General features: G+C 70.9%; 20 protein-coding genes. 9 read left to right on the top strand and 11 right to left on the bottom strand.

Annotation, left to right across the window (positions count from 1 at the left end; translation table 11 throughout):
• Positions 1-63: 63 nt before the first annotated feature.
• The 5 genes from IEY86_RS21640 to IEY86_RS21620 all read left to right on the top strand — a co-directional run bounded on the left by IEY86_RS21640 (position 64) and on the right by IEY86_RS21620 (position 5366).
• Positions 64-999, top strand: a complete 936-nt coding sequence (locus IEY86_RS21640; RefSeq protein ID WP_189133460.1) for a coiled-coil domain-containing protein — start codon at positions 64-66, stop codon at positions 997-999.
• Between the two features lie 203 nt (positions 1000-1202).
• Complete coding sequence (locus tag IEY86_RS21635; protein WP_189133459.1) at positions 1203-2324, top strand: ATP-binding cassette domain-containing protein; 1122 nt, start codon at positions 1203-1205, stop codon at positions 2322-2324.
• Positions 2321-3091 carry an ABC transporter permease gene (locus tag IEY86_RS21630; protein WP_189133458.1) on the top strand — a complete coding sequence of 257 codons (771 nt, stop codon included), beginning with the start codon at positions 2321-2323 and terminating at the stop codon, positions 3089-3091. Before IEY86_RS21635 ends, IEY86_RS21630 begins: the two co-directional genes overlap by 4 nt.
• 165 nt (positions 3092-3256) lie before the next feature.
• Positions 3257-4492 (top strand): ABC transporter ATP-binding protein, encoded by a 1236-nt coding sequence (locus IEY86_RS21625; protein WP_189133457.1) that lies wholly within the window; start codon positions 3257-3259, stop codon positions 4490-4492.
• Between the two features lie 4 nt (positions 4493-4496).
• Positions 4497-5366, top strand: a complete 870-nt coding sequence (locus tag IEY86_RS21620; protein ID WP_189133456.1) for an ABC transporter permease — start codon at positions 4497-4499, stop codon at positions 5364-5366.
• A gap of 82 nt (positions 5367-5448) precedes the next feature.
• Here the strand turns inward: IEY86_RS21620 and IEY86_RS21615 are convergent, their stop codons facing one another.
• On the bottom strand, positions 5449-5772 hold the full coding sequence (locus tag IEY86_RS21615; protein ID WP_189133455.1) for an Rv1322 family protein: 324 nt from the start codon (positions 5770-5772) through the stop codon (positions 5449-5451).
• Between the two features lie 228 nt (positions 5773-6000).
• On the opposite strand from IEY86_RS21615, the gene IEY86_RS21610 reads away from it, so the two are divergent.
• A complete protein-coding gene (locus IEY86_RS21610) occupies positions 6001-7044 on the top strand; it encodes an LLM class flavin-dependent oxidoreductase (RefSeq protein ID WP_189133454.1) in 1044 nt (347 codons plus the stop codon).
• Positions 7045-7165: 121 nt separating this feature from the next.
• Here the strand turns inward: IEY86_RS21610 and IEY86_RS21605 are convergent, their stop codons facing one another.
• Entirely contained in the window at positions 7166-7558 is a 393-nt protein-coding gene (locus tag IEY86_RS21605) for an SCO5389 family protein (RefSeq protein ID WP_189133453.1), read from the bottom strand.
• A gap of 255 nt (positions 7559-7813) precedes the next feature.
• Between IEY86_RS21605 and nucS the strand changes: the two genes are divergently transcribed.
• Positions 7814-8473 (top strand): endonuclease NucS, encoded by a 660-nt coding sequence (nucS, locus tag IEY86_RS21600; RefSeq protein ID WP_189133452.1) that lies wholly within the window; start codon positions 7814-7816, stop codon positions 8471-8473.
• Between the two features lie 258 nt (positions 8474-8731).
• On the opposite strand, the gene IEY86_RS21595 is transcribed toward nucS, so the two are convergent.
• The 4 genes from IEY86_RS21595 to murA form a co-directional block, all read right to left on the bottom strand.
• Positions 8732-11425 carry an ATP-binding protein gene (locus IEY86_RS21595; protein WP_189133451.1) on the bottom strand — a complete coding sequence of 898 codons (2694 nt, stop codon included), beginning with the start codon at positions 11423-11425 and terminating at the stop codon, positions 8732-8734.
• Positions 11426-11517: 92 nt separating this feature from the next.
• Complete coding sequence (locus IEY86_RS21590; RefSeq protein WP_189133450.1) at positions 11518-11922, bottom strand: STAS domain-containing protein; 405 nt, start codon at positions 11920-11922, stop codon at positions 11518-11520.
• Positions 11923-12166: 244 nt separating this feature from the next.
• Positions 12167-13015: a 3-hydroxyacyl-CoA dehydrogenase family protein gene (locus tag IEY86_RS21585; RefSeq protein WP_189133449.1), complete on the bottom strand. Its 849-nt coding sequence runs from the start codon at positions 13013-13015 to the stop codon at positions 12167-12169.
• A 79-nt stretch (positions 13016-13094) separates the two neighbouring features.
• Positions 13095-14414, bottom strand: a complete 1320-nt coding sequence (gene murA / locus IEY86_RS21580; protein WP_189133448.1) for a UDP-N-acetylglucosamine 1-carboxyvinyltransferase — start codon at positions 14412-14414, stop codon at positions 13095-13097.
• A 68-nt stretch (positions 14415-14482) separates the two neighbouring features.
• On the opposite strand from murA, the gene IEY86_RS21575 reads away from it, so the two are divergent.
• On the top strand, positions 14483-15055 hold the full coding sequence (locus tag IEY86_RS21575; protein ID WP_189133447.1) for a cob(I)yrinic acid a,c-diamide adenosyltransferase: 573 nt from the start codon (positions 14483-14485) through the stop codon (positions 15053-15055).
• A gap of 348 nt (positions 15056-15403) precedes the next feature.
• Positions 15404-17713 carry a glycoside hydrolase family 18 chitinase gene (locus IEY86_RS21570; protein WP_189133446.1) on the top strand — a complete coding sequence of 770 codons (2310 nt, stop codon included), beginning with the start codon at positions 15404-15406 and terminating at the stop codon, positions 17711-17713.
• A gap of 128 nt (positions 17714-17841) precedes the next feature.
• Here IEY86_RS21570 and IEY86_RS21565 read toward each other — a convergent pair whose 3' ends face one another.
• The 5 genes from IEY86_RS21565 to atpA form a co-directional block, all read right to left on the bottom strand.
• Positions 17842-18345, bottom strand: a complete 504-nt coding sequence (locus IEY86_RS21565) for a DUF2550 domain-containing protein (protein ID WP_189133445.1) — start codon at positions 18343-18345, stop codon at positions 17842-17844.
• 102 nt (positions 18346-18447) lie between these two features.
• Positions 18448-18822 carry a F0F1 ATP synthase subunit epsilon gene (locus IEY86_RS21560; RefSeq protein ID WP_229698645.1) on the bottom strand — a complete coding sequence of 125 codons (375 nt, stop codon included), beginning with the start codon at positions 18820-18822 and terminating at the stop codon, positions 18448-18450.
• Between the two features lie 114 nt (positions 18823-18936).
• Positions 18937-20379 (bottom strand): F0F1 ATP synthase subunit beta, encoded by a 1443-nt coding sequence (gene atpD, locus IEY86_RS21555; RefSeq protein WP_189133444.1) that lies wholly within the window; start codon positions 20377-20379, stop codon positions 18937-18939.
• 5 nt (positions 20380-20384) lie between these two features.
• Positions 20385-21302 carry a F0F1 ATP synthase subunit gamma gene (locus IEY86_RS21550; RefSeq protein ID WP_189133443.1) on the bottom strand — a complete coding sequence of 306 codons (918 nt, stop codon included), beginning with the start codon at positions 21300-21302 and terminating at the stop codon, positions 20385-20387.
• A 20-nt stretch (positions 21303-21322) separates the two neighbouring features.
• A complete protein-coding gene (gene atpA / locus IEY86_RS21545) occupies positions 21323-22918 on the bottom strand; it encodes a F0F1 ATP synthase subunit alpha (protein WP_189133442.1) in 1596 nt (531 codons plus the stop codon).
• Positions 22919-22983 lie beyond the last annotated feature (65 nt).

Genomic DNA, 22983 nt, shown 5'->3' with positions numbered 1-22983 from the left:
CAGCCCTAGGATTCCCTCTATCACCTCACCGGTCTCATCGACGTCTCACTCGACAGGAACCCCATGAGCGACACTTCCTCCCCCTTCGGCTTCGAACTCGTGCGGCGCGGGTACGACCGCACGCAGGTGGACGATCGCATCACGAAGCTGGTCGCCGACCGCGACAGTGCCCTGGGCCGGATCACGGCACTTGAGAAGCGCATCGAGGAGCTCCACCTCGAGACGCAGAACGCCCAGGCGCAGATCAACGAGGCCGAGCCTTCGTACGCCGGCCTGGGTGCCCGAGTCGAGAAGATCCTTCGCCTCGCCGAGGAGGAGGCCAAGGACCTTCGCGAGGAGGCCCGTCGCGCCGCGGACCAGCACCGCGAGCTCGCCGAGGGCGCCGCGGCCCAGGTCCGCTCCGACGCCGAGGCGTACGCGGCCGAGCGCAAGGCCAAGGCCGAGGACGACGGCGTCCGGATCGTCGAGAAGGCCAAGGGTGAGGCGTCGCAGCTGCGCGCCGACGCCAGCAAGGACGCGCAGAACAAGCGCGAGGAGGCGGACGCCCTCTTCGAGGAGACCCGCGCCAAGGCCGCCCAGGCCGCGGCCGACTTCGAGACCAACCTGGCCAAGCGCCGCGAGCAGTCCGAGCGGGACCTCGCCTCGCGTCAGGCCAAGGCCGAGAAGCGCCTGGCCGAGATCGAGCACCGCGCCGAGCAGCTGCGCCTCGAGGCCGAGAAGCTGCGCACCGACGCCGAGCGCCGCGCCCGCCAGACGGTGGAGACCGCGCAGCGCCAGGCCGAGGACATCGTCGCGGACGCGAACGCCAAGGCCGACCGGATCCGCAGCGAGTCCGAGCGCGAGCTGGCCGCCCTCACCAACCGCCGCGACAGCATCAACGCCCAGCTGACGAACGTGCGCGAGATGCTCGCCACGCTCACCGGCGCGGCGGTCGCGGCAGCCACGGTTCCCGAGGACGAGCCGATCTCCCGCGGGGTTCCGGCGCAGCAGTCCCGCTGAGCGGGGCGCACCGAGAACGACGCACGGAGAACGGCACAGCGACAACGGCACAGCGACAACAGCACCACTGCGGCAGCGCAGCGGTACGACGATCAGGAGGGAGCGGCGCGTCCTGGGCGCCGTTCCCTCCCGCCGGTCCGGCCGGCTCGGGCCCTTCGCCGCTTCGGGTGGCGATGGGCCCTTTGTCCGCTTAGCGTGACGTAATGATCGAGCTCGAGGGGCTGACGAAGAGGTTCGGCGACAAGCTCGCCGTGGACCGTCTGACGTTCACCGTGCGGCCCGGTGTGGTCACGGGCTTCCTCGGCCCCAATGGCGCGGGCAAGTCGACGACCATGCGGATGATGCTCGACCTCGACCACCCGACCGGTGGAGAGGTACGCATCGACGGCAGGCGCTACGCCCGGCTGAAGGAGCCGCTGAAGTACATCGGCGCCCTGCTGGACGCCAAGGCCGTCCACGGCGGGCGCAGCGCGTACAACCATCTGCTCTGCCTCGCGCAGAGCAACCGCATCCCGCGCTCCCGGGTGGACGAGGTCCTGGACGTCGTGGGACTGAGCGCGGTGGCCCGGCAGCGCACCAAGGGGTTCTCCCTCGGCATGGGCCAACGCCTCGGTATCGCCGCGGCACTGCTGGGCGATCCCGAGATCCTGATGTTCGACGAGCCGGTCAACGGGCTCGACCCCGAGGGCATCCACTGGATTCGCCACCTGATGAAGCGGCTGGCCGCCGAGGGCCGCACCGTCTTCGTCTCCAGCCATCTGATGAGCGAGATGGCGCTGACCGCCGGCCATCTGGTGGTGATCGGGCAGGGCAGGCTGCTGGCGGACACCTCCATGTCGGACTTCATCGGCCAGAACTCCCGTTCCTTCGTGCGCGTGCGCACCCCGGAGCCTGAGCGGCTGCGTGATGTCCTCTCGGCGGTGGGCGTCTCACCGCAGGTGGCGGCGGACGGCTCGTTCGAGGTCGCCGACATGGAGGCGGCCAAGCTGGGCGAGCTCGCGGCGCAGCACCATGTCACCCTGCACGAGCTGAGCCCGCAGCAGGCGTCGCTGGAGGAGGCGTTCATGCGGATGACGGCCGAGTCGGTCGAGTACCACGCGCACAGCACCGCGGGCCTGGCGGATGCGCCGGGCGACCGGGAGGGGGCGGCGGCGCCTCGAGGCCTGGAGGAAGGCGGGGACGGCGGCGTCGCAGGCGGTCGGGAGGACGGTCGGGTGGGCGATCGGGTGGGCGATCGGGTGGGCGATCGGGAGGGCGGTCGGGAGGGCGTGCCGGTCTGGGGCGCGGACTGGTCGGCGAAGCGGAGGAAGGGGTCGGCACGATGATCTTCACACCCGCGGTCCTGCGGTCGGAGTGGACCAAGGTCAGGTCCGTGAGCTCCACGATGTGGACGCTCGCCTCGGCGCTCCTGGTCACCGTGGCGCTCAGCGCCGGCCTCTGCGCGCTGACGAACGCCCAGTTCGACAACCTCTCCCAGCAGGACCGGCTCACCTTCGACGCGGCGGGCACCAGCTTCTCGGGGATGTTCCTCGGGCAGCTCGCCGTCATCGTGTTCGGTGTGCTCGTGGTCGCCGGCGAGTACAGCTCGGGAATGATCCGCACCTCGCTCGCCGCCGTGCCGCAGCGGGCCGCGTTCCTGTTCTCCAAGCTCGCCGTGGCCACCGCTCTGGCGTTCGTGGTCGGCATGGTGACGAGCTTTGCCTCGTTCTTCCTCGGGCAGGCGCTTCTGGGCTCGCACCGCACGGGCATCGGCGAACCCGGTGTGCTGCGCGCGGTGTTCGGCGCCGGCCTCTACATGACGCTGATCGCGCTGTTCTCGATGGGCGTCGCCGCGATGCTGCGCAGCCCCCTGCTGTCGCTGGGCATCCTGATGCCGTTCTTCTTCCTGATCTCGACGATCCTGGCCGCCGTTCCCGTCGCCAAGGACGTGGCCCGCTACTTCCCCGACCAGGCGGGCCAGAAGATCATGCAGGTCGTTCCCTCCAGCGACGGCTCCGCATACGGGCCGTGGGGAGGGCTGGGCATCATGTGCGCCTGGGTCGCCGTGGCGCTCCTCGGCGGGTACCTGGTGATGAGCAGGCGCGACGCCTGAGTCCCGCCGAGGCGTTCGGCCGTGCGCGCCGGCACGGCCGACCCGCTCTCCTGCCGTGTCCGACCCGTCGCCCACGGAACCAAAACCCGCCAAGTAGCCTCTCAACTCCCACGGGGCCCACGCGGGCCCTTCGGGGGGATCGGTTCACTACGAGGGGCGGGAAATGTGATCGAGGCAGTCGGCCTCACCAAGCGCTACGGCGTCAAGACAGCGGTCGATAACCTGACGTTCCAGGTCCGGCCCGGCGCGGTGACCGGCTTCCTGGGCCCGAACGGCTCGGGCAAGTCCACTACCATGCGGATGATCCTGGGGCTCGACGCCCCGACGTCGGGCCAGGTCACGGTCGGCGGACGGCGCTTCCGCGATCTGCCGAACGCCCCCCGTCAGGTGGGCGCCCTGCTCGACGCCAAGGCCGTCCACGGCGGGCGCAGCGCCCGTCAGCACCTGCTGTGCCTGGCGCAGCTGTCCGGCATACCCGCGCGCCGGGTGGACGAGGTCCTGGGCGTCGTAGGGCTCCAGGAGGTGGCACACCGGCGCTCCAAGGGCTTCTCCCTGGGCATGGGGCAGCGCCTCGGCATCGCGGGCGCGCTGCTGGGCGATCCGCAGGTGCTGCTGTTCGACGAGCCGGTCAACGGGCTCGACCCCGAGGGCATCCACTGGGTGCGCAACCTCATGCGCAAGCTCGCCGGCGAGGGCCGCACGGTCTTCGTCTCCAGCCACCTGATGAGCGAGATGGCGCTCACCGCCGACCATCTGATCGTGATCGGCCGGGGACAGCTGCTCGCGGACATGAGTGTGAAGGACTTCATCGCGCGCAACTCCGCCGGGTACGCACGGGTGCGCACCCCCGAGACCTCCGAGAAGCTGGTCCGCGCGCTGTCCGAGGCGGGCGCGCACGTCCAGCCCGAACAGGACGGCGCGCTGCGTGTGTCGGGGCTCGCCCTGCCGCACATCAGCGACCTGGCGTTCGACCTCGGTGTGCGGCTGCACGAACTCTCCCCGCACCAGGCGTCGCTGGAGGAGGCGTACATGCGGATGACGCAGGCCGCCGTGGACTACCGGTCGACGCAGGACCAGCGCTTCGGCCTCCAGCAGGCCGGTCCGGTCCCGGCCCAGGCGCAGTACGGCGGCTACCCGCCGCCCCACGCCGCGCCGCAGCACCAGTGGCAGCCCGCGCCCGGCCCCAACCCGTACCAGACGGCCCCGCCGCCGCAGGGCTTCGGAGCACCGCCCGCCGGGCCTGTCGGCGTGTCTCCCGCCGGGCCGCATCCCGGGGCGATGGCACCGCCGGTCGCCGCGCCGCCCACAGCGGTGCCGCCCGCCGTTCCGCCTCCGCCGCAGGACGCGCCTCCCGCCCCCGCGGCCGCACCGAGTCTGTCCAAGCGCGAGAGCGAGTCCTGAAGCCATGACCCACTACCCTGCTCCCGCCCAGGCCCCCCTGCCGGCCCCGCCCGGCGCCTACAGCTCCCCCATCCCGGTGGTGCGTACGCACCTCGGGCACGCCATCGCCTCGGAGTGGACCAAGATCCGCACCGTCCGCTCCACGCTGTGGTCGCTCGGTGTGATGTTCCTTCTGGTGGTCGGCATCGGCATGCTGATGACCGGCACCGTGGGCGAGAACGAGTACGAGTACTCGCCCATCCTCAGCTTCGGACTGCCGGGGGTGCTCCTGGGGCAGCTGTGCATCGTGACGCTCGGGGTGCTGGTGATCACCTCGGAGTACGGCACCGGCATGATCCGCACCACGTTCACCGCCTCGCCGCAGCGCGGGCGGGTGCTGGCCGCCAAGGCGATCGTCTTCTTCCTGGTGACCTTCACGCTGTCCACGCTGGCCTGCACGATCGTGGCGCTGCTCAACAAGGCCGCGCTGGAAGGGCGCAGCATCAACCGGTTCGACGGCTCCGCCGAGCACCAGGTGGACACGGCCTCGGCGAGCATGGGTGAGTTCTTGCGGGCAACGGTCGGCGTGGGCCTGTTCATGGCCCTGCTCGGTCTGCTCTCGCTCGCCGTCGGGGTGCTGCTGCGGCACAGCGCGGGTGCGATCACCTCGATGCTGGGGGTGGTGCTGCTGCCGCTGCTGGCCTCGCTGTTCATCTCCCAGATCTCGGTGAAGGAGAAGCTCCAGGAGTACTCCATGCCCAATCTGGTCGGCCAGTTGTACGGCGTCCCGATCCACGGGGACGACGGCGGATGGGGCCTGCTCGGCCTGCTCGGCCTCGTGACCGCAGGCATGCTGGGCGCCGCGTACGCGGTACTGCGCGGCCGCGACGTCTGACCGGCCTGCCCGCCGACGCCGACGTCTGACCGGCCTGCCCGTCAGCGTTCGAGCCCGGCCCTTCGACGCCCGACCCGCGGCATCAGTGGCGCGGCGCGTTCCTCCCTCTGAGGATCTTCGCGCCGCGCCGTTCGCGTGCGGTCCAGCAGGCGCGATGCCAGTGCCTGCGGTCGTCCACTCCCCCGAACTGGGGCCAGGCCACCACATGGCCGACGCCCGGCGGGATCTCCTGGTCGCACCCCGGGCAGCGGTAGTGCTTGCCCGCGCTGCCCGCCACGGGGCGGACGACCCAGTCCTCGCCGCGCCAGTCCTCCGTGCGTTCGAGCCCGTAGCCGCCGCCGACGCCTGAGGTCTCGGGCGACTCGGGCGAGTCGGCCCGCTGCGGGCGGTTGCGGCGCGGTGACACGGAGATCAGCCTCTCGCTTGGGCGGGCACGCGGTCCGCGTGCGCAAAAGGGTCACCGTCAAGGGTACGCAACCGCGAGGTACCCGGTCACCGGCTCGTCAATCTCCGCCCCCTCACATCCTGCGTGGCTGATAATCACCTCTATTCCGATTGTCTCCGTGTCCTGGGCATGTGTCAGGCGTTAATGCCGCAGAAGGCGCGGGGGCATCGCACTCAAGGAGGGTGCCGCATGCGCGTGGGGGCATTTCTTCTCGCCGCTCAGTTCCCCGGCCAGGGGCACACGGAGGCGCTGCACCGTGTGCTGCGTGCCACCGAGGCCGCGGAGGCGGCGGGTCTCGACGATGTGTGGGTGGCGGAACACCATTTCGTTCCGTACGGCGTCTGCCCGTCGGCGGTGACGCTCGCGGCGCTCCTGCTCGGGCGCACCAGGCGGATCGGGGTGGGCACCGCGGTCAGTGTGCTGCCGACCTCGCATCCGGTGGCGCTCGGCGAGCAGACCTCGTTGCTCCACCTCACCACCGGTGGCCGGTTCACCCTGGGTGTGGGCCGCGGAGGGCCGTGGGTCGACCTCGAGGTGTTCGGCGCCGGGGTCGAGGCCTACGAGGCCGGCTACCCGGAATCGCTCGATCTGCTGATGCGCTGGCTGCGTGAGCCGGCCGTGGGCGCCGACGGGCCCCGGTACTCGTTCCGCGAAGTACCCGTGGTGCCGCGCCCCAGTGAGCTCCCGCACGCCCCCGTCGCGGGCCCGGGAGCCGCCCCGCCCGTCGTGGTCGCCTGCACTTCCCAGGCCTCGCTGCGGCTCGCCGCCCGGTACGGCGTTCCCATGCTGCTCGGGATGCACTGCGGGGACGACGAGAAGGCCAGGATGGTCGCCGCCTACCGGACCGAGGCGCTGGCCCACGGGCACTCGCTGGAGCAGGTGCACCGGATCGAGCATGTCTCGGCGGGCGTCGTCCAGGTCGCCGACACCCGTGAGGAGGCCGTGGAGACCCTCGTCAAGGCGATGCCGGGCTGGCTGAGGCAGGGACTGGGCGCGCATGTCACCGTGGACGGGCGCGAGCGCAGGATGCGCGACCCGCACGCCTACACCGATCTGCTGTGCTCGCTGCACGCCGTGGGACCGCCGGAGCTGTGTGCGCGGCGGCTGAACGAGACGGCGGAACGCACCGGCATCCGCCGTTTCGCCCTGCTGGTCGAGGGCTCGGGAGACGTTGCCGAGACCGAGCGGAATGTGGCCCGGCTGGGCGGCGAGGTGCTACCCCGGCTGCGGTAGCACCCCCGGGACACGGCGGTCCCCGACCTGCTCCTCGGCTGCCTCGGATCACTCCGGATCGCCTCGAGTCGCTTCGGACCGCCCTCGGAAGTGGCCTCGGGAAGCTCCCTCGGAAGTCTTCTCAGCAGTCCCTCAGCATCGGCGACTGGTTGAGCAGTTGAGCGCGGGGCGAGGTGAACTTCGTGTACCGGTCGTCGGAGGTCCCGGCCAGCGGGAAGGCCGCGACGCGATGGCAGTTCTGGAACGCCAGACGTACTCCGAAATGCCGCTCCAGCGAGCCGCGGATGGCATCACTGGCAAGAGCCCTCAGGAGTTGCCCACGTGCCTGCTCGTCCGGCGGAGGAACCTGGTTGTCGGCGAAGTCACCGCCGTCCACCTTCAGTTGTGCCACCAGGGAGCTGACCATCTCCCATGCGTACGGCAGGGAGGTTCGGACGCAGTCGACGAAGTCCGCTTCGTCGACCTCGCCTCGCTCGGCCTGATCCAACAGGGCCGGTGAGACGTCGAGCGACATGGGGTTCTCCTCTCGCGGCCCCCGGGTCCGGGGGGCCTCACGAAGACGGTCGAGCGGCTATGAGTGGTCTGTGACCGCCATGCCGGTTGCGCGCGGAATGGACCGCGGACGCGGTCCTCCCCTGCAAGGTAGGGCAGTTGGGAAATTCCGGCCAGGCGAATACGGCGACAACCGGCCAGACGTCCGACGTCCGGGATCAACCGCGATGACCGCTCGAATCGCCCCCGCGGCACCCGGTCGACTAGCCTGCGGACCGTGCGTCTCGTCATTGCCCGCTGCTCCGTCGACTACGCAGGCCGGCTCACCGCCCACCTGCCGTCGGCCCCGCGGCTCATCCTCGTCAAGGCCGACAACTCGGTGTCCATCCACGCGGACGACCGGGCCTACAAACCACTCAACTGGATGTCCCCGCCCTGCACCCTCAAGGAGGAGAGCGGCATATGGACGGTGGTCAACAAGACCGGGGAGAAGCTCGTGATCACCATGGAGGAGGTGCTGCACGACTCCTCCCACGAGCTCGGAGTGGACCCCGGACTGATCAAGGACGGTGTGGAGGCACACCTCCAGGAGCTGCTCGCCGACCGGATGGAGGTGCTCGGCGACGGCTGGTCCCTCATTCGGCGTGAATACCCCACGGCGATCGGCCCGGTCGACATCCTGTGCCGCGACGCGGCGGGCGCCACCGTCGCCATCGAGATCAAGCGGCGCGGCGAGATCGACGGCGTCGAACAGCTCACCCGCTACCTCGAACTGCTCAACCGCGACCCGGTACTGGCCCCGGTGAAGGGCGTGTTCGCGGCGCAGGAGATCAAGCCCCAGGCCCGTGTCCTGGCCACCGACCGCGGCATCGACTGCGTGACGCTGGACTACGACGCCCTGCGCGGTATCGAGGACGACAAGCTGCGGCTGTTCTAGCGGCGGTTCCGGGCGCCGCCAGGCGCCACGCCACGGTGCAGCGCGCCGCCAGGCGCCCACGGTGCGCCGCCGCCAGGCGCTCGGGTGCGCCGGTGCCGCGCCCGCGGCCCGGCACGGCCGTCCGGCGCCCGCGTGCGCGGGGACCGCGGTCCCGCACGGCGGTCCGGTCCCCGGTCCGCCGCCGCACAAGCGAAGGAGGTTCCGTCCACAGGCTGCGGACGGAACCTCCCGGCGTTCCATGGGCCTGCCGGCGCGGCCCTACGCCACCGGCGGGGCGCTGCTCTGCGTGGCGCCGCTTCCGGAGGGGGAGGCGCTGCCACTGGCCGAGTTGTGCGGCGGCTGGGGCTGCCCTGTCGTCGGCGAGGGCGACGGCGAGGGGCTTGTCGGAGGCGTGGGCGACTGGTCGTCCGACGGCTTGCTCGAGGACCCCGACGGCTTGGGCTTGGGCGACTTGCTGGGGCTGCTGCTGCTGCTCCCGTCGCCGTGGCTCTTGGTCGGCCTGGGCGTCGGCCCGTTCTGGTGCGGGAGACCGCCACCGGGGTTGCCCATGGGCGGCCTCACCGTCGGCTGCCCCGACGGGCCGGCTGGCGATTCGCTGCCGCTCCTGGACGGCGCCGGGGACGGCTTCGCCGGGTCGGGAGCAGGAACGGTGTCGTCGGTGTCCGTGGCGGTCTGCGACTCGACCGGGGCCACCTTCATCGGTGTCTTGGTCTCGTCTCCGGCGCCGGACACGCTCCCCAGGGTCACCACGGTGCCCAGCACGGCCGCGAGCAGCAGGCCGGCACCGGCCGCAACAAGGTTTCTTCGGGCGCCGACCGCGGCCGGGCGGTTCGCGCCCCGCGGCGTCGGCCGGGGCGATATGACGGTCGTCGCCCCGGTGTCGGCGCCGTGCCCGGCCTGCGGGCCGGTGGGCAGCGAGGGCAGGGCCGCCGTCACGATCTGCGAGCGCGGGCCGCCCGGAGGCCGCCCCCCGGGCGGGACGGGCTCGGGGTCGGGCACCGGCGGCCGCTCGGAGACCAGGGCGAGAGTACGCCGCCCCACGGCCGTTCCGGTGCGGTCGGCGAGCGCGCCGCGCAGCGCTATGGACGCCTCGAGCTCGGCCCGGGCCCGGTCACTGTTGTTGGTGCACAGCGCGAGGACGCCCAACTCGTGGTGGAAGTAGGCCTCCTGCGCCACCTCGCCCGCCAGCCGGGCGGCCTCCTGCCCGATCCGCAGCGCCCGCTCCCAGGCGCTCCAGTGCAGGGCGGCGGCGAACGCCGGGGCGGCGGAGCGGGCCAGGAGGACGGCCGCGCTGTGGTGCCCCTGGTCGCGGGCGGCGGCCATGGCCGCCAGCAGCGCCTCCGACTCGGCGGCGACCCGCTCCACCGTGACGGAACGGTGCCCCGACCACCAGGCGAAGTGCCGGGCGGCGGTCAGCGCGTGGTCCCCCGGCGGCTCCAGGCCGATGAGCTGCGTCCGCACCCCTGCCGCGAGGCGGTAGTGCCCGGCGACGGGGACGGCGAGACCGCGGGCGACCAGTTCGGCCAGCGCGGTGTCGCCGTGGGTGTCTCCGACGAGGGCGGGCAGATGCCCCGCGTTGGGGCACTCACCGCCCAACGCGACGGCGAACCGCAGGGTCTCGCGCCCCGCCTCGGTCAGCTCACCGGCCAGCCGGGCCGCGGGGGCAGCGCTCTCGGCCAGTGAGGGAAGCGGCACGGCGGCCGCCGGAGGAGTGAACGGGGTGTCGTCGGCGCCCTCTTCGGCCTCGTCGGCGTCGAACGGGCTGCGCTCGCACGCCTCCAGGTCCTCGGCGAGCCGGGTCCTGTGGGCGTCCCGCTGGCGCAGCAGGGCGCCCGCCTGGACGAATCGCAGCGGCAGGCCCTCGGACTCGAACCACAGATCGGCCGCCCAGGCCGCCTCCTCGTCCTCCAGGAGCCGGTCCACGGAGTGTTCGAGGAGTTCCAGGCACGCCACCCTGCTGAGCCCGGAGAGGAAGACCTCCTCGATCGGCGACTCGGGAGAGGGCGAGGGGACATCCGGGGTTGCGGCGATCAGGAAGGCGCACTCCGGCGCCGAGGCGATCAGGTCGTCCAGCGCCGCGCCGCCGAACTCGACGTCGTCCACCACGACCACCGCGCCCACGTCGCCCAGATATCCGAGCAGGCGGGCCCGGTCGGGCCGGTATCCGGGGGCGCGGTGCACGGCCGCGTAGAGCGAGTGGAGCAGGTCGCGGGGAGTGCGCCGGTAGCCGGACAGATGGATGACCCCGTCCGGGGCGACACGGGCGCAGCTGTCGGCGACGTCGGCCAGCAGGGAGGTCCGGCCCGAGCCGGAGGGCCCGGTCACCCGGACCGAGCGTCCCCGGGAGAGCAGGCGGACCAGGCGGTCGCGCTCCTCGTCCCGCTCCAGCAGGGGCATCTGGGGGCCGGGGCGCCCGGCGAGCGGCGGCGCCTGCTCGGAGCGGCGGGCCAACTCGCGCTGCTCGCGGGACAGGCGCTCCGGCCGCGGCCTGATCCCGTCGGGGCAGCGGGTGACCTCGCTGCCGTCCACGGTGTTGATCGTCAGCAGGAAGTCACCGGCAACGATGTCCACGGGGCGCTCGACGCGGGCGGCCACGGGTGGTGTCTGCCGCAGGACGGGAAGGCTGCCGGTCGTCTCACTGGCACTGGGCGCACCGGACTTGGGCAGGCCGGACTTGGGCAGGCCGGACGTGGGGAACGTCGGCGGCACGGACTTGGGCAGTCCCGACGCGCTCGGCCAGGAGTCGCGCGGGCCGGACGAGGGCCGGCCGGAGGCGGGGAGACCGGACGAGGAGGGACCGGACGTGGATGAGCCGGTCGTCGACGAGGGGTCGTTCGGCGAAGCCGGTGCGCCGCCGGTCGGCTCCTCGCCGCGCCGGGGCAGCTCGGGCAGTTCGGGCAGTTCGAACGGATCCGGCTGGTGCTCCTCGGATCCCCCGGTGTGTGGGTCCATATCGCTTCCGCCCCCTGTTGCGTTGTGCCGGGGTCCTCGGCCTTGCCGGTTGTCAACGGCGGCGCGCCGGATGACGCGCTGAAAAACGAACCTTAGACCGTCGCGCGGCCATCAACCAATGGCAGAGGTGATACGTGATCCGCCCGTAGCCCGTTGCCGTCCTCCCGGGCGTGATCCTCCGGACCGCCCCCGTCGACCGAGATGCCGCCCTCGACGCAGAGGATGCGGTGGAGCCGGGTGGCGACGAGCAGGCGCTGCATCTGCGGGGGCACGGCGCGCAGGACGAGCGTGCGGTCGCGGCGGCCGGCCCTGCGGTGCGCTCCCATGATGACGCCGAGTCCGGTGGCGTCCCACGAGTCGAGCTCGCTGAGGTCGAGTACGAGGTCCCCCTGGCCCGCGTCGACCGCGGTGTGCAGGACGGTGCGGGCGTCCGCGGCGCTCCGGACATCGAGGCGGCCTCCTACGGCGAGCACGGCGTGGTCGCCCCTGATATGCATTCGCGCTCCCGCGGGTTCTGAAGATACGGCCAAGTTCATGTCATACGGTTCATCACATCCGACGGCCGAGCGCACCCCCAAGTCGCTGTCCGTGAACGAACCGATACCGAATTCACCCCGGCGGGGGGTCGGCGCCGTCGCGACGGCCCTGCGCCCCACCGGTTCGAACGGAGGTGGGGTGCAGAGCGGCGGCAAGCGAGGGGAGCCGAGGGCCCGTCAGAGCGGTGCGTGGACACCGGGTGGCTCAGTAGCTGTAGAAGCCCTTGCCGCTCTTGCGGCCGATGTCGCCCGCGTCCACCATGCGCCGCATCAGCTCCGGCGGGGCGAACTTCTCGTCCTGCGACTCGGTGTAGATGTTGCTCGTGGCGTGGAGCAGGATGTCCACACCGGTCATGTCGGCGGTCGCCAGCGGGCCCATGGCGTGGCCGAAGCCCAGCTTGCAGGCGATGTCGATGTCCTCGGCCGAGGCCACCCCCGACTCGTAGAGCTTGGCGGCCTCGACCACCAGGGCGGAGATCAGACGGGTGGTCACGAACCCGGCGACGTCGCGGTTGACGACGATCACGGTCTTGCCGACGCTCTCGGCGAACTCACGGGCCGCGGCCAGCGTCGCGTCGTCGGTCTTGTAGCCGCGCACCAGCTCGCACAGCTGCATGAGCGGGACCGGCGAGAAGAAGTGGGTGCCGACCACGCGCTCGGGGCGCTTGGTCACCGCCGCGATCTTGGTGATCGGGATGGCGGAGGTGTTGGAGGCGAGCACCGCCTCGTCACTGGCGATGCCGTCGAGGTCGCGGAAGATCTGCTGCTTGACCTCGATCTTCTCGAACACCGCCTCGACCACGATGTCGGCCTCGGCGGCGGCGTCCAGATCGGTGGTCGTGGTGATGCGGGCCAGCGCTGCCTCGGCGTCCGCGGCCTCCAGCCTGCCCTTGGAGACGAACTTCTCGTACGAGGCCTGGATGCCAGCCTTGGCGCTGACGAGCGCCTCGTCCGTGACATCGCGCAGGACCACGTCGTACCCGGCCTGGGCCGACACCTGAGCGATGCCCGAGCCCATCAGCCCGGCTCCGATGACGACGAGCTTCTTCGCCACTGCCTGTCCCCTCTTGTCGGTGTTCCTGGCCGGACCTTAACGCTCGTTCACCCGGCGCCGCAGCTAATGGAGGCGAGCGTCACGTCGCCGGTCCGTCACCCGTCCGTTCGCCCCCGGCCGTTTCGTCCCCGATCCGCTCGATGGAGGCACCGAGGCCCCGCAGCTGCTCCAGCAGGCCGGCGTAGCCCCGGTCGATGTGGTGGATCTCTCCCACGGTGGTCTCCCCCTCGGCGACGAGCCCCGCGAGCAGCAGGCCGGCCCCCGCCCGGACGTCGCTGGCCATCACCTCCGCCCCGGTCAGCCGCTCGACACCGCGCACGACCGCGTGATGGCCGTCCATCTCGATCTGCGCGCCCAGCCGGGTCAGCTCGCGCAGGAAGACGAACCGCGCCTCGAAGATGTTCTCGGTGACCATCGCCGAGCCCTCGGCGACGGCGTTGAGCGCGGCGAACTGCGGCTGGAGGTCGGTGGCGAACCCCGGGTACGGCAGGGTGATCACATCCACGGCCGTCGGACGGCGCTCCATCCGCACCCGGAAGCCGTCGGGGACCCGGCCCACGGACGCCCCCGCCGTGACCAGCTTGTCCAGGGCGATCTCCAGGTGCTCCGGCCTGGCCCCGCGCACCGTCACATCGCCGCGGGTCATGGTGGCGGCCACGGCGTAGGTACCGGCGACGATCCGGTCGGGCAGCGTCTCGTAGACCACCGGCGAGAGCAGGTCCACACCCTGCACCTCGATGGTGGAGGTGCCCGCGCCGCCGATCTTGGCGCCCATGTCCTGGAGCATGGTGCACAGGTCGACGATCTCCGGCTCACGGGCCGCGTTGTCGATCACCGTGGCGCCGCGAGCGGTCGCCGCCGCCATGAGGATGTTCTCGGTGGCGCCGACGCTGGGGAAGTCCAGCTTCACCTGACTGCCCCGCAGCCCGTCGGGGGCCCTCGCCACCAGGCAGCCGTCCTCGGTGACCACCTCGGCGCCGAGCGCCACCAGCCCGCTCATGTGCATGTCCAGGCCGCGGGAGCCGATGGCGTCACCGCCCGGCAGCGCGATCCGCACCTCGCCGCGCCGGGCGAGCAGGGGCCCCAGCACACTGATCGAGGCCCGCATCCGCCGCACGAGCTGCTCGTCGGCCTCGTGGCCGGGGCGTTCGGGGGAGGTGATCCAGGCGGTACCCGAGTGGCCGCCGTCACCGGTCCATTCGAGGTCCACGACGCAGCCGACGCGGCGCAGCAGCTCGGCCATGATCTCGACGTCGAGAATGCGCGGGATGTTGCCCAGGCGGCTGGTGCCCTCGGCCAGCAGGGCGGCCGCCATCAGCTTGAGCGCGCTGTTCTTGGCTCCGGGGACCGTCACGCTGCCCGCGAGACGTGCCCCGCCCACCACTCGGAACCGTTCCATCGGTGAATCGTATGTGCGGTTCGCCACGCATCCGGGGACCGACGCCACCACCTCGCTAGGCTCGGACCATGGTCAACCTCACGCGCATCTACACCCGGACCGGCGACACGGGCACGACCGCGCTCGGCGACATGAGCCGCACCGCCAAGACGGACTCGCGCATCGGGGCCTACGCGGACACCAACGAGGCGAACGCCGCCATCGGGGTGGCCATCGCGCTGGGCGACCTGCCGCCAGAGGTCGTCACCGTCCTCACCCGCGTCCAGAACGACCTGTTCGACGTGGGCGCGGACCTCGCGACTCCGGTGGTGCCGGACCCGAAGTACCCGCCGCTGCGGGTGGAGCAGCAGTACATCGACCGGCTCGAGGCGGACTGCGACACCTTTCTGGAGGACCTGGAGAAGCTGCGCAGCTTCATCCTCCCGGGCGGTACCGCGGGGGCGGCGCTGCTGCACCAGGCGTGCACGGTGGTGCGACGGGCCGAGCGTTCGACGTGGGCGGCGTTCGAGACGCACGGCGAGACGATGAACCCGCTGACGGCCACGTATTTGAACCGCTTGTCGGACCTGCTGTTCATCCTGGCGCGGACGGCGAACAAGGAGCGCGGGGACGTCCTGTGGGTCCCCGGCGAGAATCGCTGAGCACCGGCCTCTGAGGGCCGTGGCACCGGCCCGGCCCTCGCTGAGGCGCCGGGCCCGAGGTACCGCCGCCGAGCACCGCCGCACGGGTCCGGTCTCCATCGCCCCCGTCGGCGGCCGGGCATCGGCGGGCCCCTGACGATCCGTCGGCTCCGGCCTCGACGGGTCACGGTGGTGAACGATCCCGGCGGCGATCCGCGGGTCTGGACGATCTGTGGGTCTAGACCTATTGACCGTTGGTCTAGTCCTTTCTACTCTCCAGGCAATGCGGTGAGCGTGCCATGACAGCGGGTCACGACGCGTTCCCCGGGCGGTGCAGGCTCCTTCCACCCGCGAACTCGAGGAGCACCCTTGAGAACTGCACTCCGCAAGGCGACCACTCCATCGAGGGCCTTCAGACGCAGAACGACGGCCGCCCTCGCCGCCCTCCTCCTGCCTGTCGCGGCCCTGGTGGCCATTGCCTCCCCGGCGCGGGCCGCCACCGCGACCGCGACCTTCACCAAGACCTCCACCTGGGACTCCGGTTTCCAGGCCCAGTACACGATCAAGAACACCGGCACCTCGCCCATCAGCGGCTGGACGGTGGAGTGGGACTTCCCCTCCGGCACCTCGGTGGGCGCCTACTGGGACTCGCTGATCACCCAGGCCCCGGCCAACCACTACACGGCCAAGAACCGGGAGTACAACGGCTCCATAGCGCCCGGAGCCAGCGCCACCTTCGGATTCGTCGCCTCCGGGACCGGCAGCCCCAGCGGCTGCAAGCTCGACGGCGGGCCCTGCGACGGCTCCTCCGCCGACAGCCCGCCCAGCGCCCCCGGCGCCCCCGCCTCGGCCGGAGTCACCGCCACCAGCATCTCGCTGACGTGGGCGGCGGCCACCGACGACAAAGGCATCAGGAACTACGACGTGCTGCGCGGCGGCAGCGTCGTCGGCACGGTCACCGGGACCTCGTTCACCGACACCGGCCTGACCGCCGACACCCCCTACACGTACACGATCAGGGCCCGAGACACCGCCGGGCAGACCGGCCCCGCGAGCCCCGCCACCACCATCCGCACCAGCGGCGGCGGCAGCGACCAGCCGCCCGGCAAGCCCGGCACCCCGGCGGCGAGCGAGATCACCAACACCTCCGTCAAGCTCACCTGGAGCGCCGCCACCGACGACAAGGGCGTCAAGAACTACGACGTCTACCGGGGCGCCACCGTCGCCACCACGGTGACCGGCACCACCGCGACCGTCACCGGGCTGACCGCGGGCACCGACTACACCTTCACCGTCAGGGCCCGCGACACCGCCGACCAGGTGGGACCGGCCGGCGACCCGGTGACCGTCCGCACGACCGGCGGGAGCACCCCCGGGTCGTTCGTGAAGGTGGGCTACTTCGTCCAGTGGGGCATCTACGGCCGCGCCTACACGATCAAGAGCCTCGACACCACCGGTGCCGCGTCCAAGCTCACCCACCTCAACTACGCCTTCAGCAACATCAACCCCACCGACCTGACCTGTATGAACGGGGTCACCAAGGCCACCTCGCCCAACCCCCAGGACCCCAACCAGGGTGACGGCGCGGGCGACTCGTGGGCCGACTACGAGAAGGGCTTCAGCGCCGGGGAGTCCGTCGACGGCGTCGGCGACACCTGGGACCAGCCCCTCGCCGGAAACTTCAACCAGCTCAAGAAGCTCAAGGCCAAGTACCCGGGCCTCAAGGCCACGATCTCGGTGGGCGGCTGGACCTACTCCAAGTACTTCTCCGACGCCGCGAAGACCGACGCGTCCCGGCAGAAGTTCGTGAAGTCCTGCGTCGACATGTACATCAAGGGCAACCTGCCCGTGACCAACGGCCGCGGGGGCACCGGTGCCGCCGCCGGAGTCTTCGACGGCATCGACCTCGACTGGGAGTGGCCGGGCGCCGAGGGCCACCCCGGCAACCATGTCTCCCCCGCCGACAAGGCCAATCTGACCCTGCTGTGCGCGGAGTTCCGCAAGCAGATGGACGCGCTGTCCGCCACCACCGGCAAGAAGTACCTGCTGACCGCGTTCACCCCGGCCGACCCGGCCAAGGTCGACGCGGGCTGGGACATCACCACCAAGGACGGCACACCCAGCGTCTTCGACTACATGGACTTCGCCAACGTCCAGGGGTACGACTTCCACGGAGCCGGCAGCGACAACTCCTGGGAGCCCAACCGCACCGGCCACCAGGGCAACCTCTACAAGGACGACCAGGACCCGTACTCGTTCCACTTCAGCGTGGACGCGGCGATCCAGCACTACCTCGGCGCCGGAGTGGACCCGCGCAAGCTCACCGTGGGCCTGGCCTTCTACGGCCGAGGCTGGCAGCAGGTGGCCGACGGCGGGGTGCACGGCGAGTGGCAGAGCGCGAACGGGGCGGCGCCGGGGCAGTTCCCGGAAGAGGCCGGTACACGCGGCTACGCCAACCTCATCGCCTCGGTGCCCATGACCGTGTACCACGACGAGCAGTCGGTGGCGACCTATGGCTACTCGGGCGCCAATGGCCAGTGGTGGAGCTTCGACGACACCTGGTCGATCGGGAAGAAGACCGCCTGGATCAAGAGCAAGAACCTGCTCGGAGGCATGGTCTGGGAGATGTCCGGTGACACGGGGACGCTGATGACCGCGCTGGACAGCGGTCTGAAGTAGCCCCCGCGGGCCCACCGGGCCCCGAGAAACGGCCCGGGAGGCGGCAACCGCCCGCCGCCTCCCGGGTTGCGGGACCCGGATGCGGCGCGGAGGTGCGAAGGCAGACGCCAGGCGTCAGCTGTCAGGCGTCAGGCGACGTTGACGCGCTGCCCGGGCGGCGCGGCCTCGAGCCAGGCCAGGAAGCCGGTCAGGGCGTCGTCGCTCATCGCGAGCTCGAGCAGGGAACCCCGGTGGCGACAGGTCAGGACCACGGCCCCCGACAGCAGGGCGAGCTCCTCCTGGCCTCTCGGTGTGCGGCGGCGGAGCACCTCGATCTCGGAGCGTTCGAGCACCCGGCGGGGACGGGGCGCGTAGCTGAAGACCCGGAACCACTCGACGCGGTCCCCGCTGTAGCGGGCGACCCCGAAGACCCATCCCTTGCCGCCCGGCTCGGGTCCGGAGGCCGGCTCCTCGCCGTCCTCGGAGGGCTCCTCATGGTCGGGCGCGGGCAGATCCTGTGGCATGCGCAGGCGCATGGAGCAGTCGAACGTGCCCCCCGAGCGCTGAATGAGGCGCCTGCGCAGGCCGAAGACGAACAGCCCGAGCAGACCCACCGCGACAACGGCGCCGAACACCTGCAAAGCGAGGATCACGCGCACCGACCTCCTCGCCTAGGTTTTGCCGATCTCCACCTGCCAATACGTGTGGCCCACCGGGCGCCGACCGCGATCGGCGGCCGACTGCTCGGCGACCGGTCAGTGCGTGCCCGTGGCGGCACGCAGCCGGACATCGGCGCGCCGCTCGGCGACAGCGTCCGCGTCCGACTTCGCGCGCTCGAGCGCCCGCTCCGCACGCTCGACATCGATCTCGTCGGCCAGCTCGGCGACCTCAGCGAGGATCGAGAGCTTGTTGTCCGCGAACGAGATGAAGCCACCGTGCACAGCGGCGACGGCCGTGCCGCCGTCGGTCGTGCGGATCGTCACCGGCCCGGACTCCAGCACGCCGAGCAGCGGCTGGTGTCCCGGCATGACGCCGATGTCGCCCGACGTTGTGCGCGCGACGACGATCGTGGCCTCGCCCGACCAGACCTTGCGGTCGGCGGCGACCAGCTCGACGTGCAGCTCAGCCAAGACGGCTCCTCGGGTCAGCGCCTGTCTGACCTGACAGGCGTTGTCGGTTCAAAGAATAACGGGAGTGCGGGGAAGGGGCGGCACCGGGCCGCCCCTTCCACCGGAGCACAGGGCTCAGGAGACGCCCAGCTCCTTGGCCTTCGCCTTCAGGTCGTCGAGGCCACCGCACATGAAGAACGCCTGCTCGGGGAAGTGGTCGTACTCCCCGTCGGCGATCGCGTTGAACGCGGCGATCGACTCGTCCAGGGGGACGTCCGAGCCGTCGAGACCGGTGAACTGCTTCGCCGCGTGGGTGTTCTGCGACAGGAAGCGCTCGATACGGCGGGCGCGGTGGACGACCAGCTTGTCCTCCTCGCCGAGCTCGTCGATACCGAGGATCGCGATGATGTCCTGAAGGTCCTTGTACTTCTGCAGGATCCCCTTGACACGGGTCGCGCAGTCGTAGTGGTCCTGCGAGATGTACCGCGGGTCCAGGATGCGGGAGGTGGAGTCCAGAGGGTCCACCGCAGGGTAGATGCCCTTCTCCGAGATCGGCCGGGAGAGCACCGTGGTCGCGTCGAGGTGCGCGAACGTGGTGGCCGGGGCCGGGTCGGTGAGGTCGTCCGCCGGGACGTAGATCGCCTGCATCGAGGTGATCGAGTGGCCGCGGGTCGAGGTGATGCGCTCCTGGAGGATGCCCATCTCGTCCGCCAGGTTCGGCTGGTAACCCACCGCGGACGGCATACGGCCGAGCAGGGTGGACACCTCGGAACCGGCCTGGGTGAACCGGAAGATGTTGTCGATGAAGAGCAGCACGTCCTGCTTCTGCACATCGCGGAAGTACTCCGCCATGGTCAGACCGGCGAGCGCGACCCGAAGACGGGTGCCCGGGGGCTCGTCCATCTGGCCGAAGACCAGCGCGGTCTTGTCCAGAACGCCGGACTCGGTCATCTCGTCGATGAGGTCGTTGCCCTCACGGGTGCGCTCACCGACACCGGCGAACACGGAAACACCCTCGTGCAGCTTGGCCACACGCATGATCATTTCCTGGATGAGGACCGTCTTGCCGACGCCCGCACCACCGAACAGGCCGATCTTGCCGCCCTTGACGTACGGGGTCAGCAGGTCGACGACCTTCAGTCCGGTCTCGAACATCTCGGTCTTGGACTCGAGCTGGTCGAACGCCGGGGCCTTGCGGTGGATCGGCCAGCGCTCGGTGACCTCGACCGTGGACGGGTCCACGTTCAGGATCTCGCCAAGGGTGTTGAACACCTTGCCCTTGGTGATGTCGCCGACCGGGACCGAGATGGCGGAACCGGTGTCGGTCACGACCGCCGAGCGGACGAGGCCGTCCGTCGGCTGCATCGAAATGGCGCGGACGAGGCCCTCGCCGAGGTGCTGCGCGACCTCGAGGGTCAGTGTCTTGGTCTCGCCGGCATTGGCCGGGTCGGCGACGTCGACGTGCAGCGCGTTGTAGATCTCCGGCATCGCGTCGACGGGGAACTCCACGTCGACGACCGGGCCGATGACCCGCGCGACGCGGCCCGTCGCCGTGGCCGTCTCAACAGTGGTGGTCATAGTTGTCAGTCACTCCCCGCGGTCGCGTCGGCCAGGGCGTTGGCGCCACCGACGATCTCGCTGATTTCCTGGGTGATGTCGGCCTGGCGGGCCGCGTTGGCAAGCCGCGTGAGCGACTTGATGAGCTCTTCGGCGTTGTCGGTCGCCGACTTCATCGCGCGGCGGCGGGCGGCGTGCTCGGAAGCGGCCGACTGCAGCAACGCGTTGTAGATCCGGCTCTCGACGTACCGGGGCAGCAGCGCGTCGAGCACGCCCTCCGCCGACGGCTCGAAGTCGTAGAGCGGGAGGATCTCGTCGCTCTTCTTCTCCTGGGCCTCCTCGACGGTGTCGAGGCTGAGCGGGAGGAGCCGGTGGTCGACCGGCGCCTGCGTCATCATCGAGACGAACTCGGTGAAGACGATGTGCAGCTCGTCCACCCCGTCCTCGGACGTCGCCGTGGTGAAGGCTTCGATGAGGGCGGAGGCGACCGCCTTGGCGTCGGCGTACGTCGGCCGGTCGGTGAAGCCCGTCCACGACTGCGTGATCTCACGCTCGCGGAAGCTGAAGTAGGCGACACCCTTGCGGCCCACGATGTACGACCGGACGTCCTTGCCCTCGGAGCGCAGGCGCTCCGTGAGCCGGTCCGCCGCCTTGATGGCGTTGGCCGAGTACCCTCCGGCCAGGCCGCGGTCGCTCGTGATGAGCAGCACCGCGGCCCGCGTCGGGGCCTCCGCCTCGGTCGTCAGCGGGTGCTTGGTGTTGGAGCCGGTCGCCACCGCCGTCACCGCGCGGGTGAGCTCGCTCGAGTAGGGCGTCGACGCCGCGACCTGGCGCTGCGCCTTGACGATGCGCGAGGCGGAGATCATCTCCATCGCCTTGGTGATCTTCTTGGTGGCGGTGATGGAGCGGATTCGGCGCTTGTAGACCCGAAGCTGGGATCCCATGGGTCAGCAGGTCCCTCTCGTCACTTGGAGGTGCTGACCTGGGGCGTGTCCTCACCGAGAAGCTTGCCGTCCGAGGTCTCGAACTGGCGCTTGAAGGTGCGGACGGCCTCGGTCAGTGCCTCGACGGTCTCGTCGGGGAGCTTGCCGGTCTCGGAGATGACGGTGAGCAGGTCCTTCTTCTCCCGGCGCAGGTAGTCCAGGAACTCCCGCTCGAAGCGGCGGATGTCGTTCACCGGCACGTCGTCCAGCTGACCGGTGGTACCGGCCCAGATGGAGACGACCTGCTCCTCGATCGGGTACGGCGCGTACTGGCCCTGCTTGAGCAGCTCCACCATGCGCTTGCCGCGCTCGAGCTGCGCCTTGGAGGCCGCGTCCAGGTCGGAGCCGAAGGCGGCGAACGCCTCGAGCTCGCGGTACTGGGCGAGGTCCACACGCAGCCGGCCGGCGACCGACTTCATGGCCTTGATCTGGGCGGAGCCACCGACACGGGAGACCGAGATACCCACGTTCAGCGCCGGGCGCTGGCCCGCGTTGAACAGGTCGGACTCCAGGAAGCACTGGCCGTCGGTGATGGAGATGACGTTGGTCGGGATGAACGCCGACACGTCGTTCGCCTTGGTCTCGACGATCGGCAGACCGGTCATGGAGCCGGAGCCCATGTCGTCGGAGAGCTTGGCGCAGCGCTCCAGCAAACGCGAGTGCAGGTAGAAGACGTCACCCGGGTAGGCCTCGCGGCCCGGCGGGCGGCGCAGCAGGAGGGAGACGGCGCGGTAGGCGTCGGCCTGCTTGGACAGGTCGTCGAAGACGATGAGGACGTGCCTGCCCTCGTACATCCAGTGCTGGCCGATGGCGGAGCCGGTGTAGGGCGCGAGGTACTTGAAGCCCGCCGGGTCCGACGCCGGGGCGGCGACGATCGTGGTGTACTCCAGCGCTCCGGCCTCCTCCAGCGCGCCACGCACGGACGCGATGGTGGAGCCCTTCTGGCCGATGGCGACGTAGATGCAGCGGACCTGCTTCTTCGGGTCGCCGGAATGCCAGTTGTCACGCTGGTTGATGATCGTGTCGATCGCCAGGGCGGTCTTGCCGGTCTGGCGGTCGCCGATGATCAGCTGACGCTGGCCACGGCCGATCGGGGTCATCGAGTCGACGGCCTTCAGGCCGGTCTGCATCGGCTCGTGGACGCTCTTGCGCTGCATGACCGAGGGGGCCTGCAGTTCGAGGGCGCGGCGGCCGGAGGTCTCGATCTCGCCGAGGCCGTCGATCGGGTTGCCCAGCGGGTCGACGACGCGACCCAGGTAACCCTCGCCGACCGCGACCGAGAGAACCTCGCCGGTCCGCTGGACCGGCTGGCCCTCCTCGATGCCGCTGAACTCACCGAGGACGACGACACCGATCTCGCGCTCCTCGAGGTTGAGGGCGAGGCCGAGGGTGCCGTCCTCGAACTTCAGCAGTTCGTTGGCCATGGCCGAGGGCAGACCCTCGACCTTGGCGATGCCGTCACCGGCCTCGGTGACGGTACCGACCTCCTCGCGCGAGGCCGCGTCCGGCTTGTACGACTGGACGAAGTGCTCCAGCGCGTCCCGGATCTCCTCCGGCCGGATCGTGAGCTCCGCCATCTGGTGTCCCTGCTCTCCCTAGTTGGGCCCGGGCCGCCGGCACAGGCGACCGCGTATCTGGCACG

The sequence above is a fragment of the Wenjunlia tyrosinilytica genome (assembly GCF_014646055.1).
Taxonomy (GTDB): Bacteria; Actinomycetota; Actinomycetes; order Streptomycetales; family Streptomycetaceae; genus Wenjunlia; species Wenjunlia tyrosinilytica.
The sequence above is the reverse complement of the archived record's forward strand: the minus strand, read 5'-3'. Positions and strand labels throughout refer to the sequence as shown.

Coding starts and splice junctions, on each gene's coding strand:
- IEY86_RS21640 (WP_189133460.1), top strand. CDS start 64: ATGAGCGACACTTCCTCCCCCTTCGGCTTCGAACTCGTGCGGCGCGGG.
- IEY86_RS21635 (WP_189133459.1), top strand. CDS start 1,203: ATGATCGAGCTCGAGGGGCTGACGAAGAGGTTCGGCGACAAGCTCGCC.
- IEY86_RS21630 (WP_189133458.1), top strand. CDS start 2,321: ATGATCTTCACACCCGCGGTCCTGCGGTCGGAGTGGACCAAGGTCAGG.
- IEY86_RS21620 (WP_189133456.1), top strand. CDS start 4,497: ATGACCCACTACCCTGCTCCCGCCCAGGCCCCCCTGCCGGCCCCGCCC.
- IEY86_RS21610 (WP_189133454.1), top strand. CDS start 6,001: ATGCGCGTGGGGGCATTTCTTCTCGCCGCTCAGTTCCCCGGCCAGGGG.
- IEY86_RS21605 (WP_189133453.1), bottom strand. CDS start 7,558: ATGTCGCTCGACGTCTCACCGGCCCTGTTGGATCAGGCCGAGCGAGGC.
- IEY86_RS21595 (WP_189133451.1), bottom strand. CDS start 11,425: ATGGACCCACACACCGGGGGATCCGAGGAGCACCAGCCGGATCCGTTC.
- IEY86_RS21590 (WP_189133450.1), bottom strand. CDS start 11,922: ATGCATATCAGGGGCGACCACGCCGTGCTCGCCGTAGGAGGCCGCCTC.
- murA (WP_189133448.1), bottom strand. CDS start 14,414: ATGGAACGGTTCCGAGTGGTGGGCGGGGCACGTCTCGCGGGCAGCGTG.
- IEY86_RS21575 (WP_189133447.1), top strand. CDS start 14,483: ATGGTCAACCTCACGCGCATCTACACCCGGACCGGCGACACGGGCACG.
- atpD (WP_189133444.1), bottom strand. CDS start 20,379: ATGACCACCACTGTTGAGACGGCCACGGCGACGGGCCGCGTCGCGCGG.
- IEY86_RS21550 (WP_189133443.1), bottom strand. CDS start 21,302: ATGGGATCCCAGCTTCGGGTCTACAAGCGCCGAATCCGCTCCATCACC.
- atpA (WP_189133442.1), bottom strand. CDS start 22,918: ATGGCGGAGCTCACGATCCGGCCGGAGGAGATCCGGGACGCGCTGGAG.